The organism is Pseudomonas sp. 7P_10.2_Bac1 (genome assembly GCF_025465935.1).
GTDB lineage: Bacteria > Pseudomonadota > Gammaproteobacteria > Pseudomonadales > Pseudomonadaceae > Aquipseudomonas.
The window spans coordinates 57,202-73,510 of record NZ_JANLNV010000064.1 but is presented as its reverse complement, the minus strand read 5'-3'; the positions used below and the strand labels follow the sequence as shown (position 1 = coordinate 73,510).

The 16,309-nt window shown below is 48.5% G+C and carries 11 protein-coding genes, 1 tRNA gene and 1 pseudogene; 7 read left to right on the top strand and 6 right to left on the bottom strand.

Annotation, left to right across the window (positions count from 1 at the left end; all coding sequences use genetic code 11):
• The first annotated feature begins 374 nt into the window (after positions 1-374).
• A complete protein-coding gene (locus tag NTD86_RS13935; RefSeq protein WP_262203051.1) occupies positions 375-2,240 on the top strand; it encodes a DUF4209 domain-containing protein in 1,866 nt (621 codons plus the stop codon).
• Between the two features lie 443 nt (positions 2,241-2,683).
• On the opposite strand, the gene NTD86_RS13930 is transcribed toward NTD86_RS13935, so the two are convergent.
• The 3 genes from NTD86_RS13930 to NTD86_RS13920 form a co-directional block, all read right to left on the bottom strand.
• On the bottom strand, positions 2,684-4,270 hold the full coding sequence (locus tag NTD86_RS13930) for a hypothetical protein (protein WP_262203050.1): 1,587 nt from the start codon (positions 4,268-4,270) through the stop codon (positions 2,684-2,686).
• The gene (locus NTD86_RS13925) at positions 4,270-6,561 is read right to left on the bottom strand and encodes a hypothetical protein (protein ID WP_262203049.1); all 2,292 of its coding nucleotides are present in this window, start codon (positions 6,559-6,561) and stop codon (positions 4,270-4,272) included. The genes NTD86_RS13930 and NTD86_RS13925 overlap by 1 nt, the downstream gene beginning before the upstream one ends.
• 349 nt (positions 6,562-6,910) lie before the next feature.
• Positions 6,911-7,711 carry a PhzF family phenazine biosynthesis protein gene (locus NTD86_RS13920; RefSeq protein WP_262203047.1) on the bottom strand — a complete coding sequence of 267 codons (801 nt, stop codon included), beginning with the start codon at positions 7,709-7,711 and terminating at the stop codon, positions 6,911-6,913.
• Between the two features lie 672 nt (positions 7,712-8,383).
• On the opposite strand from NTD86_RS13920, the gene NTD86_RS13915 reads away from it, so the two are divergent.
• From NTD86_RS13915 to NTD86_RS13895, 4 genes are all read left to right on the top strand, one after another.
• The gene (locus tag NTD86_RS13915) at positions 8,384-8,719 is read left to right on the top strand and encodes a 5-carboxymethyl-2-hydroxymuconate Delta-isomerase (protein WP_262203045.1); all 336 of its coding nucleotides are present in this window, start codon (positions 8,384-8,386) and stop codon (positions 8,717-8,719) included.
• 956 nt (positions 8,720-9,675) lie between these two features.
• Complete coding sequence (locus NTD86_RS13905; RefSeq protein ID WP_262203043.1) at positions 9,676-9,915, top strand: type II toxin-antitoxin system RelB/DinJ family antitoxin; 240 nt, start codon at positions 9,676-9,678, stop codon at positions 9,913-9,915.
• Positions 9,905-10,192, top strand: a complete 288-nt coding sequence (locus NTD86_RS13900) for a type II toxin-antitoxin system RelE family toxin (RefSeq protein WP_262203042.1) — start codon at positions 9,905-9,907, stop codon at positions 10,190-10,192. Before NTD86_RS13905 ends, NTD86_RS13900 begins: the two co-directional genes overlap by 11 nt.
• Positions 10,193-10,347: 155 nt before the next feature.
• Positions 10,348-12,297 (top strand): ATP-dependent nuclease, encoded by a 1,950-nt coding sequence (locus NTD86_RS13895; protein ID WP_262203041.1) that lies wholly within the window; start codon positions 10,348-10,350, stop codon positions 12,295-12,297.
• 518 nt (positions 12,298-12,815) lie between these two features.
• Here NTD86_RS13895 and NTD86_RS13890 read toward each other — a convergent pair.
• The gene (locus NTD86_RS13890; RefSeq protein ID WP_262203040.1) at positions 12,816-13,610 is read right to left on the bottom strand and encodes a DNA adenine methylase; all 795 of its coding nucleotides are present in this window, start codon (positions 13,608-13,610) and stop codon (positions 12,816-12,818) included.
• A 150-nt stretch (positions 13,611-13,760) separates the two neighbouring features.
• Positions 13,761-14,269: pseudogene (locus NTD86_RS13885) on the bottom strand (lysis protein).
• 26 nt (positions 14,270-14,295) lie between these two features.
• Here NTD86_RS13885 and NTD86_RS24345 point away from each other — a divergent pair.
• Positions 14,296-15,141: a tyrosine-type recombinase/integrase gene (locus NTD86_RS24345; RefSeq protein ID WP_410016982.1), complete on the top strand. Its 846-nt coding sequence runs from the start codon at positions 14,296-14,298 to the stop codon at positions 15,139-15,141.
• Positions 15,142-15,343: 202 nt separating this feature from the next.
• Here NTD86_RS24345 and NTD86_RS13870 read toward each other — a convergent pair.
• A tRNA-Ser gene (locus tag NTD86_RS13870) sits at positions 15,344-15,431 on the bottom strand.
• A gap of 123 nt (positions 15,432-15,554) precedes the next feature.
• Between NTD86_RS13870 and NTD86_RS13865 the strand changes: the two genes are divergently transcribed.
• Positions 15,555-16,226 (top strand): Bax inhibitor-1/YccA family protein, encoded by a 672-nt coding sequence (locus NTD86_RS13865; RefSeq protein WP_262203037.1) that lies wholly within the window; start codon positions 15,555-15,557, stop codon positions 16,224-16,226.
• Positions 16,227-16,309 lie beyond the last annotated feature (83 nt).

Genomic DNA, 16,309 nt, shown 5'->3' with positions numbered 1-16,309 from the left:
AGGGCAGCTACCGGCCAAAAGCAGCCCTTCGCTCAGCGCGCGAGGGGACAGTGACCTGCCAGCTCGGTAGTCGATGTTTAGCCTCTTTAAACCCCATCTAGAGGCCTATTAGAGCCGGCCAGCATGCCAAGGAATAGCCGCACCATCGCAAGTTCTTCAGCCCTTCAAGGTCAGTCACCGGCCGGGTTTTTGTTAGCATCGTACCCAGCAAAAGATGGAGGAGTACTCGGTGCGATGAGAGAGCGCATCATAAGCTTTTGTGTAGTTCAATTGCTTGTCTCACTCAGAGTTCAATAGGGGTTTAGAATCATTTATGGCTGGTTTGGCCACTGAAGAAACCCCGTAAACCAACATGGGCGAGTGAGGTGAAGTTTGTGACGAACAAGGATGAAGATAAGAAGAAGTCGTTGATGGATTTGGCAACTCTGGAGGACTTCGCGCATATCAAACCAGCCTCCATCATGGCGATGAGTAACTCGCTGCACTTTCACACGCTGGAGCATGCTCTTAGAGAGGCTGCTCAGATTGCAGAAAATACAGGCGATGCCGCTGCATTTAGGGCCTATAACGTCTTGGCAGTTGTCTGTAGCTATCACTTCAATCCCAGCAGGCCAGACACCTTCTCTCCTCAGATCATTTTTAAGGGTAAGAGGACGCTCATCCCGAGTGATTACCTGGGCGAGCAGCAGGGAGTTCTTGTCCAGATAGCCGAGCAGATTGACCACCCATTGCTTCGCGCTCGGATCGCTGACAGCTGTTGGTATGTCAACCGAAGGCTTCATGCTGTCGCCGCGCTTGCCTCCAGTTCGTATTTGAATGCGGTAGAGCTTTTTTTCAAAAAAGAGCTGCTCGATCAATACGAGTCGGATTTTGCAGTTCCCTTCAAGGTGGTTGATCTCATTGATCGGGCGTTCGCTATCTATGCCTCTGCTGGCAAGCGGAATGAGATCCCAGGCAGTGCCAAGGAGGTGCTGAAACAGGCCTATGAAATGGCCAAGGACAATGAGTGCCTGGTCGCCTTCGTGAGGTTATCACCCATTGCCCAGTCCAGTGGACTGCTTGAATGGCAGGAAATCGCGGCTGTAGCCGAGGCACTGGCACAAGCTACGAAAGATAAACAATATGCTGAGGTAGTGAAGAAAGTATGGCTCCATGCGGCTCGTGCTTATCTCAAGGTGGACGACAAGGAATCTGCTGTCAGATGCAGGGTGAATGCAGTCGAGCAGACGCTACGGATGCGGGACTCAGTTAGTACCGCCATGGCAAAAGCTTCATGGACACGCAGTGCTATTGGTGAACTCCGTGCAATTGGCGGTATGGCGCAGAGAATCGAGTTCCTCAAGAAGGAGCTCCAGCAGCACGAAGATGATTCGCTTTCCGAGTTTGGCTCGTTCAGTGTACCGATGGATTTAACGGATGAGCGTCGGGCGACGATAGAAGAATTCGAGCCGCTTGATGTTCACGAAATGCTGCTGCGGCTGGCATTCACAAGTCGCGCCCCAGACAAAATTGCCCTTCATAAAAACTGCCTGGAGAAGAGAGACAAATACTTCTTCTCGTCGATGTCCGGCAAGTCTTATGCCGATGAACGAGGAAAGGTGATCGCGACAGCGGCGCATGTGCCGCATGGCAGTGAACCATCAGGGGCGTGGTTTGATCACGAAAGCCTTAGTGAGGCGGGACTTCACTACCATATAGCGACAGAGGCATTTATTCGGCCAGCGTGCATTACGATGAGCCGCTGTCAGCTCATTGATGATCGGCATTTTGAGCCCATTGTTTGTAGAAGTGAATTCGTGCCACCAGGGTTCGAGGCAATTTTCTCCCAGGGCTTTTCTAAGCTTGTCCAGGGGGACATGGTCTCGGCAGCTCACCTGTTGATCCCGCAGCTTGAGAATGCCCTGAGGCATGTGCTGAACAGCCGCAGATCGAATACTGCCAAGCTAAATGTGGATCTCACGCAAGAAGATCAGTCACTCAAGCAGTTGCTCTCGAACTACTGGGGGGAAATAGAGCAGGTGTTCGGGGTGGATAACACGTACCTATTCCACATCCTGTTCAACCTCAAAGGTGGCCCCATGCTAAGGCACGAAGTGGCGCACGGTAAGCTTTCAACGGCGCAATGCTTTGAGCCTTCATGCATTTATGCGTGCTGGTTTATTTTCCACCTTACGTGTGTCCCTCTATCTCCGCACTGGAGCTCAGTAATAGCAGGTGCGATTCAAGAAATCTCGAGCTAAGAGGCGGTGCTGAGGAGTTGGCTTAATCTGGAGTTTGTAATGAATTGGCCGATTGCCGCCCCTCGCGATGGGCAGCTTCCGGCCAGGAGAGACCCTTTTCCACCCAAAGCCGCTCCTGAGAACTCTCTGGGTTGAGTCGCTCAGTTGTGAGCCGGAAGAGGCAGTCTTGGAGAGGGGGCCAAGAGCAAGGTCCTCTGTGGGCGCACTGAACGTGCTTGATTTCGACGCAGTGGCTGAATAAGAGTCTTTAGGCTGATGGCAGACTTGCGCATGAGTATTGAGCTACTACGTTAAACGCCATGATAGCGTCCCCGAAGGATGTGGCGTCCGAGAGGACGATCATTCACGATGTTTTTTACGAGTGGGTTGCGGCGCACTCCAATCTCATCTCAAAAGATCGTCCTCATTACTGTCGGCTAGGAAACCTATACATGAAAAAAAACTTATATTGCATTTTTTGGGCTATGCTTTTCAATCAAAAAAATCAAATCCTCACAATGTAGTTTGCATCGAGAAAGCTCTCTAACTGGTACACTGTAAAAATGGGCCTTGTCCGTCCGCACAGCATTAATTGGCGCGAGCATTATTTCCAATTCTCTTTTGTCTTGCGCAAGATGACTGAAGGCTGCCCATGCTTCTTTCCACATTATTAATTGACCAAGTTGACCGAGATATAGGCCATCAAAGATTCCTAAAATCTGATCACGCGGCGTGTACTTGTAACGTGAATTTGACTTTGCCACATTTCCCAACACTTTGTTGAAAGCTGGACCACCAATAGCTTGCTCAACTTTCGTCTGTACATCCGCACCAAAAGTTTGTTCGTAAATTGATCGCACATAGGATCGAAGGCTGATTTCAGCGCTTTCAATTAACGTCCATATAGCATCGTGCGTGGGACCTTCATTTGTGTCATCACGGGGTGCGAGTGAAACTTCTTCGACTACGATATACTCTCTCACGTAATCCCAGTATATTTCATTAGCTGTACCAAGAGAGCCACTCTCATATTTACCGATCCCGGTAAATAAAAGCTCGTCAATTGCCTTTTCAGAAAGCATCGGGTCCCATCCATTTTCTTTGAAGATGGAGACTATTCGACTATTAGGGATTTGATTACTGATCGCGAGTACATCATGAATAGCCCTCGCTTGTTTCGATAAAGCTGCCGCCCAAAGGCGCAAAAGCTGCCGGCACTCGGCACGAAATACTGTAAGCGTCGAAGAAAGACTCTCAACAGAATTCACTTCATTACGCTGAATAAAGTCACACAGTCGAACCGTAAGCCCCGCATGCCCTCCAGTCATGGAATGTAGTTCGGAAGCAACCATCTCCTCGATAGAAAGTGAATATACTGTCTCTATATTCTTCACGACAGCACCCACATCTTTTTTTGAAAAGTTCTGGAGGTAATGATATGCCGCGCGGCTGCCAATAGGCGAGGTGTCATCTTCCGAAAAGACAAAAAGCTGCTGGGCTCCCGCAAACACCATTCCAATCTTTGCTTGAGCAGCTAACTCTGATCCATAAAGGATAGTGAAGAGGTTATCTTGGAAGCCGCGTGGAAAACGTTCGCCTAAAACACGTTCAGATTCATCTACAAGGAAGAGGATTGTTAAGTCAATGTTGCCTGCGCTACTAGTTATAGCTAATATTTTTGAGGAGAAGTCCTCTATTGTGACGCAACCATTTACCTCTAGAGGATTTATCGGAAACCCATCAATCGATGCGTTGCACGACTCAATAGCCCTCGAAATTAAATAGGTAAAGAAGTCTCCAGGGGTCGCTTCTACAGGAAGCCTAGTAAGATCAATAAAAACTGGACAAGTGAATGTGTCAAGTTTTTCAACATCTACCGATCGCTGCAAAGACTCATGTACCTTAAGGAGTAGTGTTGTCTTCCCGCTTTGACGCCCGCCAAACAGTAGTACACATCTCCTATTTATAGCGTCGCGTTTCAGATCCGCTACAAGTTTTTCTCTACCTGCAAAGATACGAACATCGGCTTGAAAGGGGTCAAAACTACGCATTAGTGAAACTCCCCAATTTTTCTTTTTAGCCATAGATCAAGTAAGAGCATGGTGAATTTAGCCCGCCCACCTTCCAGCTCAATGAGCTGATAGCCTAATAAGTGCCTCAGCGCAATACCCGAAGAACCGCTTTTGACGAGTTCGCTTGATATATGGCCTTTGTTACCATTCAACGCCAGTGCTAGACAGAATTCTTTCTCGTCGGGATAATCTCTCGAAAGTCTTTCGAAAATTTCTCGCATATCTTTGTCGCAAAAGAGAATATATTGATCGACGCTTTCGTCGACCATGGTATCGGTTACCAGTAACGGCCGTTCAATATATTTTTCGGCAAGAAAACTGCAGAACTGTCTTGAAAAGAACGGGTGCCCTCCTGTTAATTTAACAATTGCAGGGATCGCCCCCTTTTCAAACTTGATACCCATTCCTCGCCCGAGAGCGCTTAACATGGCGTTGCATTCGGGTGAAGGCAATAACCGAAGATAGATTTCTTTAAAAAAATTAAACGCGGGATTATCACGCCCCTCGAATTGAGCTGTTTCCGAGATTGCCGCATTTGCACCAGTCACCACAAGAGAAAATGAGCTTGACTCTTGAGAAACACCCCGCAAGTAACTGAAGAAGTCGAAATAGCCTGAGAGACCCTCTTTTCCTTGTGAGTTAGGAAGAAGTCGCTCAATTTCATCCAGAAGTAATACCAGCTTAGGCCTTGAGTCAGCGGGCGAACTGTCGATAGACCTGAGAATACTAGTCAGATCCGCATCAAAAGCTGTTGCTACAGGAAAATCGTCGGGTATATCTAGAACGCTTTCAAAGCGGCCCCCGAGCCTCCAGCTTTGTACTTTTAGCGTCTCACTTGAAGACACGAGGCGATGAAGTTCTAACGATAAGCGCCAATAAATCCAACTGAAGTTTTTAACATCTCCGGGGACGCGGAGTAAGTCGACATATACGTAGATATCACCATTATCCCTGGCTCTTCGTGACAACTCTTTAAGAAGTGATGTTTTTCCAACCTTTCGCAGCCCGAATAACCCTACCGGAATCGAATCAGTAATTGAATGTTTCAACTCATCAAGGTCGCGATTGCGACCAAAAAATTTCCGCCCAACGACGGGGAAGTTAACATTAAATAAATCTCTACGATAAAGCCACTGCCCAAATAACTCATTCAGCGTTGCGTGAGTCGCTCCCGTCTCTATCTCCTCCTGAGAAAGCGGTATCACTGCGGGGTAAAGTTTGTTTTTGTTTTCAATTCGCGAGAACAATACTTTCTTCAGATCTTCCGATACTGATGCGGTTACGATAAGACTTAGTTGTTCATCTGTGCCGCGCGCAGCAGCAGAAACCGCAATTTTTTCAGTTAGCTCGTCTATATCAGCTAGTGATACTTGAGCCTTAAAGTAAACTCTTACTAATATTGTGGTCTCGACACCAAAGCTTTCTATTAGTTCTTTATCTACAATACCAACCACAATATCTGCGCCTTGAGTTACTGCATCGAGGGGCTCAACATCGATAATCTTAAAGCCTTCACCACTAAAAAAACTGAAGGCAAGATTTCCCCTGTGGTGTTGGCCCCGAAGCCGGGCGATGTTGAGCGACCTGAGATCGCTTCCCGGAAATGATGCCGGGGATAGTGTCTGAATGGCTCGTTCATAATGGATTACTGATTCTTTGAGTGACGCAGCAGTATCTTCTTTAAAAGCATTTCGCCCTAAAAGCAAATAAATCCCACCTAGCGTGCCAGGTTTAGCGTATTCGAGTGCTTTTGTTAGAAGGCTACGAGCTTCTGAAAATAACGCGAGAGAAATAGCCAGAGTTGCAGCGTCTTCATATATTTTTCGGGCAGGAAATTTTTTTAACCCTTCTCGATAAACTTCCATAGCTTCTTTCTTTCGACCACGACTCTTCTCCATAGCGGCGAAGCTTAGAACTACCTGTAACGACGGAGAAACTTCAAAAGCTTTTCGAAAAAGGGTCTCCGCGTGATCAAACCGCCGATTGTCCCGAGCAATTACTGCTTGGGCCATATAGTCTTGGCCAGTATCCTTATCTAGTTCTATAGAGGCATCTAATTCGGGGGATACTACATCTGGTTTGATGTCGAGAGCGCATGGGCCTATATCATTTTCCCCAAGAACGTAGCTAACCTTATCACCTACCTGATAGTCAAACGCCTCATCCTGTTCAGTTCGCAAAAAATACAGACGTACATTGCTATCGTCTGTGTTCAGGAAACCAAATCGCTTTCGCAGCGATGCAATTTTTCCTACGTGTCTGCCAGCCATTTTTTCATCACAATTAGTTGTTTTCTCTGACGGCAGTCTGCACCTGGACCATCGTTGTTGCAAGCCGCCATAAACGGCTTTGGCTCTTCCTCGATCGCTGCTGTACGGCTGTTTTTTTGGCCGTTAACGGTCGCTTGCGAACGTCCGCTTCTGGCCGATTGCTGCCTGTCACGAACGGCTGCAATCGGCCAGAAGCGGACATGCCTTACCCCTCGACCTCCGTTCGCCTGCGTATTACCGGCAATGCCCCCTACAACCCATTTGCCCCTCGAATAGTCGCCTATTGTTGAATGATTTGCTTCATGTCGGCGCGCGAATAAATGAGTTAGCACGCAGGCAAACTCCGCTGTCATGCTTCGAAAACCAAACCTCCCACACTGATCATTCCATCACTGTGAGACGTACTGATTTGACACCTATTACCCAGCATGACTCCTTGGTACAGGATGATGTTTTTTGCCAGATAAACGCTAAGCGCACCTGCTGCTACGCCAGTTGCAGCATCCTCCAAATTCTCTATTAGATGATTGAAATTTCGTCCCTCATACTTATTCAGTTCGCGGTGCGCGTAGGCGTAAATGCCGTTCACAGCGGACACCTTCCCCCATTCGACAATCTCAGTTAGTTGAGGACGCAATGCGTACAACTCCTCTGGACTGACCATTTCAACCAATAGCTTCGGACTCCCCACCGACGCTATTGCCGCGGTGGGCTTGATCGCTGTTTCAGCGCATCCGAGCAGTTTTGCAATGGCACCCATAGAGGGCACAGGGCTTTTCACTTGATCCGGTTCGACACTGATGCTCAGCTCATTTTCCGAGTGCGTAAAGGTCAACAACTGGTTACCCATAGATGTCTGCATTGACCCAGAATATTCAGCAACATGATGGGTGTGCATGTAATACGCAGCCGCCAGTGAAGCGTGAAAACAGAGAGGACTTCTGGCATGTGGGTAATAGAAATCGAGAACGCACGGTCCGACGCCACCCTCCCCTATGTTGATGAACACACAAGCATTAACTTTCTGCGCAGCCGCAAAACTTTGACGCTCAGCTATCGACGATCTTGAGGAAGTACCTTCGAAAATTACCAAAGCTTCATTGCCGCTATTCGGTTCTGTTCCAAAACATCTAAATCGCTTTAAGTGCATTGTGTAGATTCGCAGTGTTTGGCCATTGATATTTAGTGTAGCCGGAAGGGAGCGCCAAACCTACTCAAGGTTGCGAGGAAGGCATCCACTGCGGTGGCAGCAGGTGCCCGACGTTGTCTACCGGCTGTTTTGGAATCGAGGTGGGTACATTTTGAGGTACACATACGAAACATGCCCGTTCAGCAGCGACAATCCAATGAGCCAGCAAATAGCACCAGAGCACCCCAGCGGGCCAGTGCCGATCCGCTGCCAGCGGTAAATCTAATAACCAGTTCTTAAGTTGTTCGATGTCGATTCCGACATTCGACCGCTGACGGCTAGGACGGCCGTTGATTCCGGCGACAGTCAGGGTCGGCTGTGTTGAAAAATCGGTCCCTCCAGACTGACCGTATACTGACAACTGAAAACGCCTCTTCAGCGCGCAGCTAGGTGAAATCTGAGTCCGGAGCCCCTGTTCAAAGTAAAAATTTCAATCCCAAGCGCGCACTTTTCAACCGCGAGAACGATAGCCGATTTTTTCAACACAATCGGCCAACAGCGGTCACCGAGCGTTTACTACAACCGGAGCAACTCCTTTAGTGCTAATGCCCCCACTTGACAGTGAGGACCAAACGTTCGAAAGTACCCGCTCAAATTCACCATTAAAATAATACGGATATAGTTGAAGAAATTATGCCTCATTGCATTATTGAGTGCTCAGCCACTCTGGATAGCGACCTGCTTACATCGAAAGTTTATCAGGGCACACTAGACTCTAAGCTTTTCGAACCGGACGGTAGCGATATTAAAGCCCGGGCAATTTCCTATCAAAGTTATAGTGTAGGCGGTTTCAAGACCGACTTTATTCATGTAACGGTCAAGATACTTTCAGGGAGATCCTTGTTGCAAAAAACAATACTCTCCAAATCGATACAGACCAGGCTCAGCGAACTTGATTTGGTGTCGTGCTCTGTAACCGTTGAGGTTGTTGATATCGAGCGGGCTAGCTATTTGAAGTGGCTCGTATAGTTCACGCATCCAGTTTCGGCCGCTTCTTTTAATTCCTAGCGGAGACTTCTGACGCCCGATCGACTCGATTAGGCCGGCAACGATTGTCGGGGACCGAGACACCAGGACTGCCAAGGCTCGAGCCAATCTGGGGATCGCCTCTCTGTCCCATGTATTCAACATGGCAAGGGCGTGCGCAAGAAACGATAAAAGCCAGGTGACTTCTGTGCCAACGATGCCGTGTGGACTGCGGTGCACACCACAGCCCCGCAGGAATTGAAAGACGCAATGGCGCTGGCCTACCTGATAAGCCAGCGCCCTGCTGACGTGTTGATGATGCGCAAGGACGCTGTTGAGGGCTGCAAGCACCTCAGAATACGAGTGGACCCAGGCGGAGGAAGCTAACAGCCTTGGAAAGTTGCTCTATTAAAAAGCCGCATTCCAGTTCAGGGATATTCCCCCCAAGGCCGCATCTGAAATCAAGGATATCGCCGAGGCAAGTCTGCTGCTGGGGCACACCGCAGCAGGTTCACAGACGCATCGGAGCGACCGCCAACCTGTCAAAATGAGCTGAGTTATGGAACACATTATAAAAAGTTTTGGAACGCTTCACCCAAAACCACCCATGAGCAGCACCCTTCCCCAAACCCAGAAACGACAAAGCCCGCTAAAAGCGGACTCTGTCGGTGTAGCAATATGGCGGAGGCGTAGAGATTCGAACTCTAGGACCTGTTACAGCCGACGGTTTTCAACCGTCTCGAATAAAATTCGTTATATTTCAACGGCTTAGTATTTTTAATATTCCGCAAGACGAATATTCTTACAGAGCTACAGGCCACGTCTTTCAAGGTTTGGTATTTTGATTGCGGAAAGGATTTTGAAGCCATAACACCCATCCAGGCTCTGCCAAACGGCACTTGCAAAAAAAAGTCATGGCAGCCATTGTAATGACAATTGTCATTACAGGAATCAAACCTATGGCCTCCATCAACATCCGTGTAGACGACGAACTCAAAGCCCGCGCCTACCAAGAACTTGAACGCCTCGGCGTCACGCCTTCAGAGCTGATGCGCCAGGCTTTGCAATACGTCGCAGAACGCGGCCAGTTGCCCTTTCGCCCCGTGCTCATGACCGAAGAAGATGAACAGTTCATCAACACCGTCCGCGAACGGCTTGCAGCTCCGCAGCGTATAAAGGTGACGCTGGATGACCTTTAGTCTTGAGTTTGACCAGCGCGCACTCAAGGAGTGGCACAAACTCGGAGATACGGTCAGGCAGCAATTCAAAAAGAAACTGGCAGAGATCCTGGCCAACCCACGGGTTGAGGCTAACCGGCTACATGACCTCCCCGACTGCTACAAAATCAAATTGCGCAGTGCGGGTTACCGCCTGATCTATCAGGTGATTGATCAAGAGATTGTGGTGTTCGTGGTCGCTGTCGACAAGCGTGAGAATGAGGCTGCGTATAGGAAGGCTGAGGATCGGTTGAAGTAGAGAAGGACTATTCAAGCACCCACGGCTTTCAAATTTTAAATGTATATATATACAGTGCCGACCCAGGGACGGGGCGCTCACCGAGCTTCCTTTGTAAAAACTTACTGTGGCAATCTGCTAGCATGCGAGCACACCGCATTTGAAAGGAGAAGAATGTGATCATAGGGCTGCTATTAAGAAATTACAAAACATACCAAAATATAAATTATATACCTCTTTCTAACGGCAGCATGTTTTCAGCAATTGTTGGTGAAAATGGCTCAGGCAAGAGCTCTGTTTTAGAAGCGCTTGACAGCTTCTTTAATTCAACAGAATGGAATTTAAATCACAGTTTGAGCAAAGGGTTTCCCGAGAGAGAACCGTACATCTGTCCTATTTTCCTTATAAAAAAAGGTTCTTTCAACTTTCAGCACACTGAGCATGATGAGTTTCTTGATGAAATTAATGAAATGATATGGTCGGCAACCCCACAAGATTTTAATTCATCGCCAAAACCTGTCAACGAATTCTGTTCCAATAGAGATATTTTACTTAGCAATGGTTACGATGTTAATAACTATTATCTTATACCCTTTGGACTGATTAAAGCAGCAGCGGGTGCAGCACCCACCTCGTACTTTTCAATATTTGAGTCCTTGGAAGAGTTCGACACACTGCAAAGCTCCAAATATTGGCAAGGGTTTGAAGAGGCCTTATCTCAATACATACAAACAACATACCAATACATATACATTCCATCCGAAATCAACTTCAAAGAATACACAAAGATAGAAAGTAAAACAGTCCAAGCGCTTTTAGGAACAAAAATAGAGGAAATAGTCAGAAATATAGTTAAAAAAGCGACAGTCACAGACATCAACCAAAAACTCAATGCTTTCCTAGCAGAAATCTCCAATACACTTGAACATTACGAATATAAAAAACCTGCAAAAAAACAAAACCTCTTCAATCAATCGCACTTAACAGAGAAAATCATAGAAGCTTTCTTTGATAGTAAAATCCTTACGAAAACAGTTGGCAAAGATAGTGTCCCAGTGAACAATCTAAGCTCGGGCGAAAAAAGACAAGCTTTGATAGATATTGCAAGAGCGTTTCTTCTAGAGACTGAAGCAGCCAGAGAGCATCATGTTATCTTTGCTTTAGACGAGCCCGAATTATCCCTACACGTCTCCGCGTGCTTTGAACAATTCGAAAAATTGAAAGACATCTCTCAAGCTCGAGTCCAGACAGTTATCACTACTCATTGGTATGGATTCATGCCAATTGTATCTGACGGTGTAGCTATTTACTGCCCTAAGCTTGAGAGCGAACTAATAATAATTGACTTGCGATGCTTCAGGGAAGACATTGCAAAACTTAGAAAGACGACGCAAGGAAAACTACCTTCGGATATAGAACTCAAAGGTTTAAACGATCTTGTTCAATCAATGATAGCCTCTATAACAGGCACTGACTATAGATGGATCGTTTGCGAAGGGTCGGCCGACAAAATATATCTCGACTTTTATTTATCAAGAAAAAAATTATTCATTCTACCAGTTGGCGGATCCAAACATGTTAAGAAAATATTTAGATATTTAGAGATGGCTCTTGATGACCATCGCGACGACATCAAAGGCAAGGTCTTTTTGCTATTAGACACTGATAAGGCATTTGAAAAATATGATGCAAATGATTCAATAAAACAAATTCAAATCAAGCGCATTCATAATGATCTCACAGAAACTCGAACAATGCTAAAATCAACAAGCAATGTAGAATATCATCCTCCGACAGTCATCGAGGATACACTAACGCCTAATGACTTTATAGCTACACTCAGAAGCTTCGAAAATGATCCCGAGTTTAAGAGCTATGTTGGACCTCTCTTGGAAGCTATAAATCACGATCATGAAGATTGGCCCGCAGCTTTGGCGTTCGATTTGCGGGCAACCGAGCAGCGCAACATGGAAGAATTGTTCAATCTACCTAGATTCAAAGTCAAGTTCGCGCTCAGATATACTGCAATTGCGAACAAGTCAGATACCCCACCATGGATGAACGAATTGACTGAATTCTTGTTTCCGATTATTAGAAAGATACGTGCTAACAGATTAAAAAATTAACTTAAACATATTTTTTAACTAAAAAGGGACAGGCTTATTTTTCGTACTGAAAAAACGCCAGCGCCCTTTTTATTCTAGCTTTCCTTTTCCCCGCTTAGAATTTAATAGTGTGCTTTATAGTTTGAACAATCAGCTTAGTTTCAATTAAATTATCTACACCCCTCCAGTCTAACTGTGACAGTCTACGGTACAGATTCAGTTACTTTCACCACATCCTCTTCAAAAGCAGATGATGAGCCCACTGCTAGTGGTTTATCTGGAAAGCTCCGACACTAAAAAGCAAGCCCAAATAATACGAGACCTCAAGGCTTATAACTTCTAGAAGAGTGAGCTTCTTCAGATTTCCTTTAAGACATTACGATCTTAATATAAACCAACATTTTTTTCGGCCAATTGCAGCTCTTTCTGGTGACTCACAACAGACCAGCACCTATATAATTAATAACAAAGTCAAGACACCCCTCAATAAATCGATTAACGCTCAAATGACTTAGAATCAACTTAAAACTTTCCCCTAACTAAAAAAGTCCTCCCAAATCCCTCGGCTCCCAACTCATAACAATCAGCTCCCCCGTAACCTCAGCCTTCCCCTGCCGCTGATTCGTGGTCGTGTACCGGATCTCGGTCGTCTCAAAATGAAACCCTTCAAACACCCGTCGAATGTCCGGATGGTCGTTGATGCTGACCATCACCTTGCCTTTGCAGCGCCGCATAAAGTCGGCCATGCGCTCGTAGTTTTCAAACGGAAAGTCGACGCCGTAGCCCGCCGTCTGCCAGTAAGGCGGGTCCATGTAATGGAAGGTGTGCGCCCGGTCGTAACGCTCTACACACTCAAGCCAGGGCAGGTTCTCAACGTAGGTGCCGGACAACCGCTGCCAGGCAGCTGACAGGTTTTCTTCAATGCGTAGCAGGTTGATTGCAGGCGCTGTTGTGGCGGTACCGAAGCTCTGCCCTGAGACCTTGCCGCCAAAGGCATGGTGCTGCAGGTCGAAGAATCGGGCGGCGCGCTGGATGTCAGTCAGGGTTTCCGGGCGGGTCATTTTTTGCCACTCGAATATCTGCCGCGAGCTGAGTGCCCATTTGAACTGGCGCACGAACTCTTCCAGGTGGTTCTGCACAACCCGGTACAGGGTGACCAGGTCGCCGTTGATATCGTTAAGCACTTCGACAGGCGCAGGCTGTGGACGCAGAAAGTACAGCGCCCCGCCGCCGGCGAAGACTTCGACGTAGCATTCGTGAGGTGGGAACAGGGGTATAAGACGGTCGGCCAGGCGGCGTTTGCCGCCCATCCAGGGAATGATGGGTGAAGACATAATATGCAAGACCTTTACTGTATGGATAGACAGTTGTTAGGCTCGCTCCGCTTTGCACACGGAGCACGAGCCTTGACTGGGCTTGCAGTACAGATCTGCGGGTTTGGTGGCCGGGCTGGATGTTGACGCATCCAGCTTCGGCCGCTCCTTTTATTTCGTGCTTGAGACTTCTTTGGCATAAGCCTGACAGGCCTGCAACGCGATCAGTCCTTGATCGCCGTCGCCGGTGATTCCGATAATTCGTTGAGCATGCGCTGGGTCTAGTTGGGCTCGACGGGCTGCATGAACCACGCCGCCGGTGCCGGTGGTGGGTTGCATTGCGTCACTACCCGTTGCGGCGGTTGCGTCGAGTAGGACTGACAGCCGCAAGTCAGCAGTAGCAAGGCGATCACGCAGGCGTGCTTGATTGGTTTTTCATCGGTCAAGGCTCGGTAGTGGGCTTGGTCACTGGCTGCCAGCCATTGTTCAAAAGCAAAGCGTCTGCCCTGCTCTTCCAAAATTAACGCTTAGTTGACGTTGACCAGGTGAGTCAGAGCGGCTTGATGTTCTGCGCTCAGATCAGCCAGTTGCTTGCCGTAGCGCCAGGCGTCCACTTTCCATGTGGCAAAACAAGCAATGGCCAGCAGCAGCGCAAGGCCCACCCAGCGGGCCGGCCTCATGCCACCACCTTCAATGCCCGTTCGTATTGCGCTATCAAATCCTGCAGTTGATGCTCGCGCTGGCCGTAGCCCGCGCCCGGCAGGCTGGCCCAGATATTTCGGCACTTGTCGATTGCGGGCTCGATGCGGCCAGCTATGACATCGGGAAGCGCCCTGCACTCTCTGATGTGCTGAATGGCGAGCTTGTCCTGGCTGATAGGTCCGAAGTCCGGGAGCTTCAAAAGATCGCGGTAATGCGGCCAGTCCCTGAGCATTTGCTGGTAGCGGCCCGAGGCATTGAAGGTCAGCCCGCGGCTGTTGATCTGCTTAGACTTTCGACCGCCCGAGAAGGGATGATATGGGACGCCGTTTACAAACAGGCCGTGCCCGAGCTGCGCGACGCCATGGATCTGGCCTACCTCACAGGCCAGCGCCCAGGGGATGTACTTTCGATGCGAGCGGCCGATGTAGTGGAAGGTTTTCTACAAGTTGCCCAAGGCAAGACCACCAAAAAGCTGCGTATCCGACTGAGCTATGGTGAGAACCTGAATCAGTTGGGAGTTCTGGTCGAGCGCCTGCTGGAGCAACGTCGACGCTGGAGCGTACGCAACCCGTATCTGATCATCACGGAGCGCGGGATGAAGGTATCGGCAGCCATGCTGCGACTGCGCTTTGATGACGCACGCCTACAGGCCGTCAAAGAGGCACTTGATAACCAGGACACGACGCTGGCCGAAAGCGTGCGCCAATTTCAGTTCCGGGATATTAGGCCAAAGGCTGCGAGCGAGATTGACGACCTGGGGGATGCAAGTCGGTTGCTAGGGCACACGGACAAGCGGATTACCGAGACGGTGTACAGGCGGGTTGGAGAAATTGTTAAGCCAACACGTTAAATCGATGGAAAGTGCACAACCAAAAGGCACTTACCAGTACGTTAAACACCAGCCTGCAAAAAGCTGGATCGGACTCAAAAACGACACCAGTTGCGGAAACGATCCAAAAAGATGCGGAAACGATCACCGCCGAGCAGCCCCCTTTTCCAAACCCCAGAAACGACAAAGCCCGCTAAAAGCGGGCTCTGTCGGTGTAGCAATATGGCGGAGGCGTAGAGATTCGAACTCTAGGACCTGTTACAGTCGACGGTTTTCAAGACCGTTGCCTTAAACCACTCGGCCACACCTCCTATCGTTGTTGCGGGCGCCATAATACCTGAACGAAACACGTTGTCAAACTCTCTTGATCGCTTGTTTCAGAGCCTCTGCTATGATCTTTGCTACTTAACATTTCAAACCACAGGAGTATCGCCATGCGCGAACAGGATTACGCCGTTAATAACAGCGTGCAGGCCGAGCAGCTAGAGGTTAGCCGTGTCCTGCGTAACACTTACGGTTTACTGGCCCTGACGCTCGCTTTCAGCGGCGTTATGGCTTATGTCGCACAACAGATGCGGGTCGGTTATCCGAACATTTTCGTGGTGCTGATTGGCTTTTATGGCCTGTTCTTCTTGACCAACAAGCTGCGCGATTCGGTTTGGGGCTTGGTGTCGACGTTTGCCTTGACCGGCTTCATGGGCTTTTTGCTTGGCCCGATCCTTAACCGCTACCTGGGCATGCAGGGCGGCGCGGAAGTGGTTAGTTCGGCATTCGCCATGACAGCACTGGTATTTGGTGGTCTGTCGGCTTATGTGCTGATCAGCCGCAAGGACATGAGCTTTCTGAGCGGCTTCATCACCGCTGGCTTCTTTGTTCTGCTGGGCGCCGTGGTCGCAAGTTTCTTCTTCCAGATCAGCGGCTTGCAACTGGCTATCAGCGCCGGTTTTGTACTGTTTTCTTCGGTCTGCATCCTGTTCCAGACCAGCGCCATCATTCATGGCGGCGAACGTAACTACATCATGGCAACCATCAGCCTGTATGTATCGATCTACAACCTGTTCGTCAGCCTGCTGCAGATTTTCGGCATCATGAGCAGCGATGACTGAGTGACCCAGCTACACGAAAGCCCGCTTCGGCGGGCTTTTTGTTGCCTGCTGCAAGCATCTTTGAGCATCTGGCTTTATCATTG

Bases quoted from the DNA above. Each gene is read 5' to 3' on its own strand.
- NTD86_RS13930 (WP_262203050.1), bottom strand. From the start codon at position 4,270: ATGCGTAGTTTTGACCCCTTTCAAGCCGATGTTCGTATCTTTGCAGGT.
- NTD86_RS13925 (WP_262203049.1), bottom strand. From the start codon at position 6,561: ATGGCTGGCAGACACGTAGGAAAAATTGCATCGCTGCGAAAGCGATTT.
- NTD86_RS13920 (WP_262203047.1), bottom strand. From the start codon at position 7,711: ATGCACTTAAAGCGATTTAGATGTTTTGGAACAGAACCGAATAGCGGC.
- NTD86_RS13915 (WP_262203045.1), top strand. From the start codon at position 8,384: ATGCCTCATTGCATTATTGAGTGCTCAGCCACTCTGGATAGCGACCTG.
- NTD86_RS13905 (WP_262203043.1), top strand. From the start codon at position 9,676: ATGGCCTCCATCAACATCCGTGTAGACGACGAACTCAAAGCCCGCGCC.
- NTD86_RS13900 (WP_262203042.1), top strand. From the start codon at position 9,905: ATGACCTTTAGTCTTGAGTTTGACCAGCGCGCACTCAAGGAGTGGCAC.
- NTD86_RS13890 (WP_262203040.1), bottom strand. From the start codon at position 13,610: ATGTCTTCACCCATCATTCCCTGGATGGGCGGCAAACGCCGCCTGGCC.
- NTD86_RS13865 (WP_262203037.1), top strand. From the start codon at position 15,555: ATGCGCGAACAGGATTACGCCGTTAATAACAGCGTGCAGGCCGAGCAG.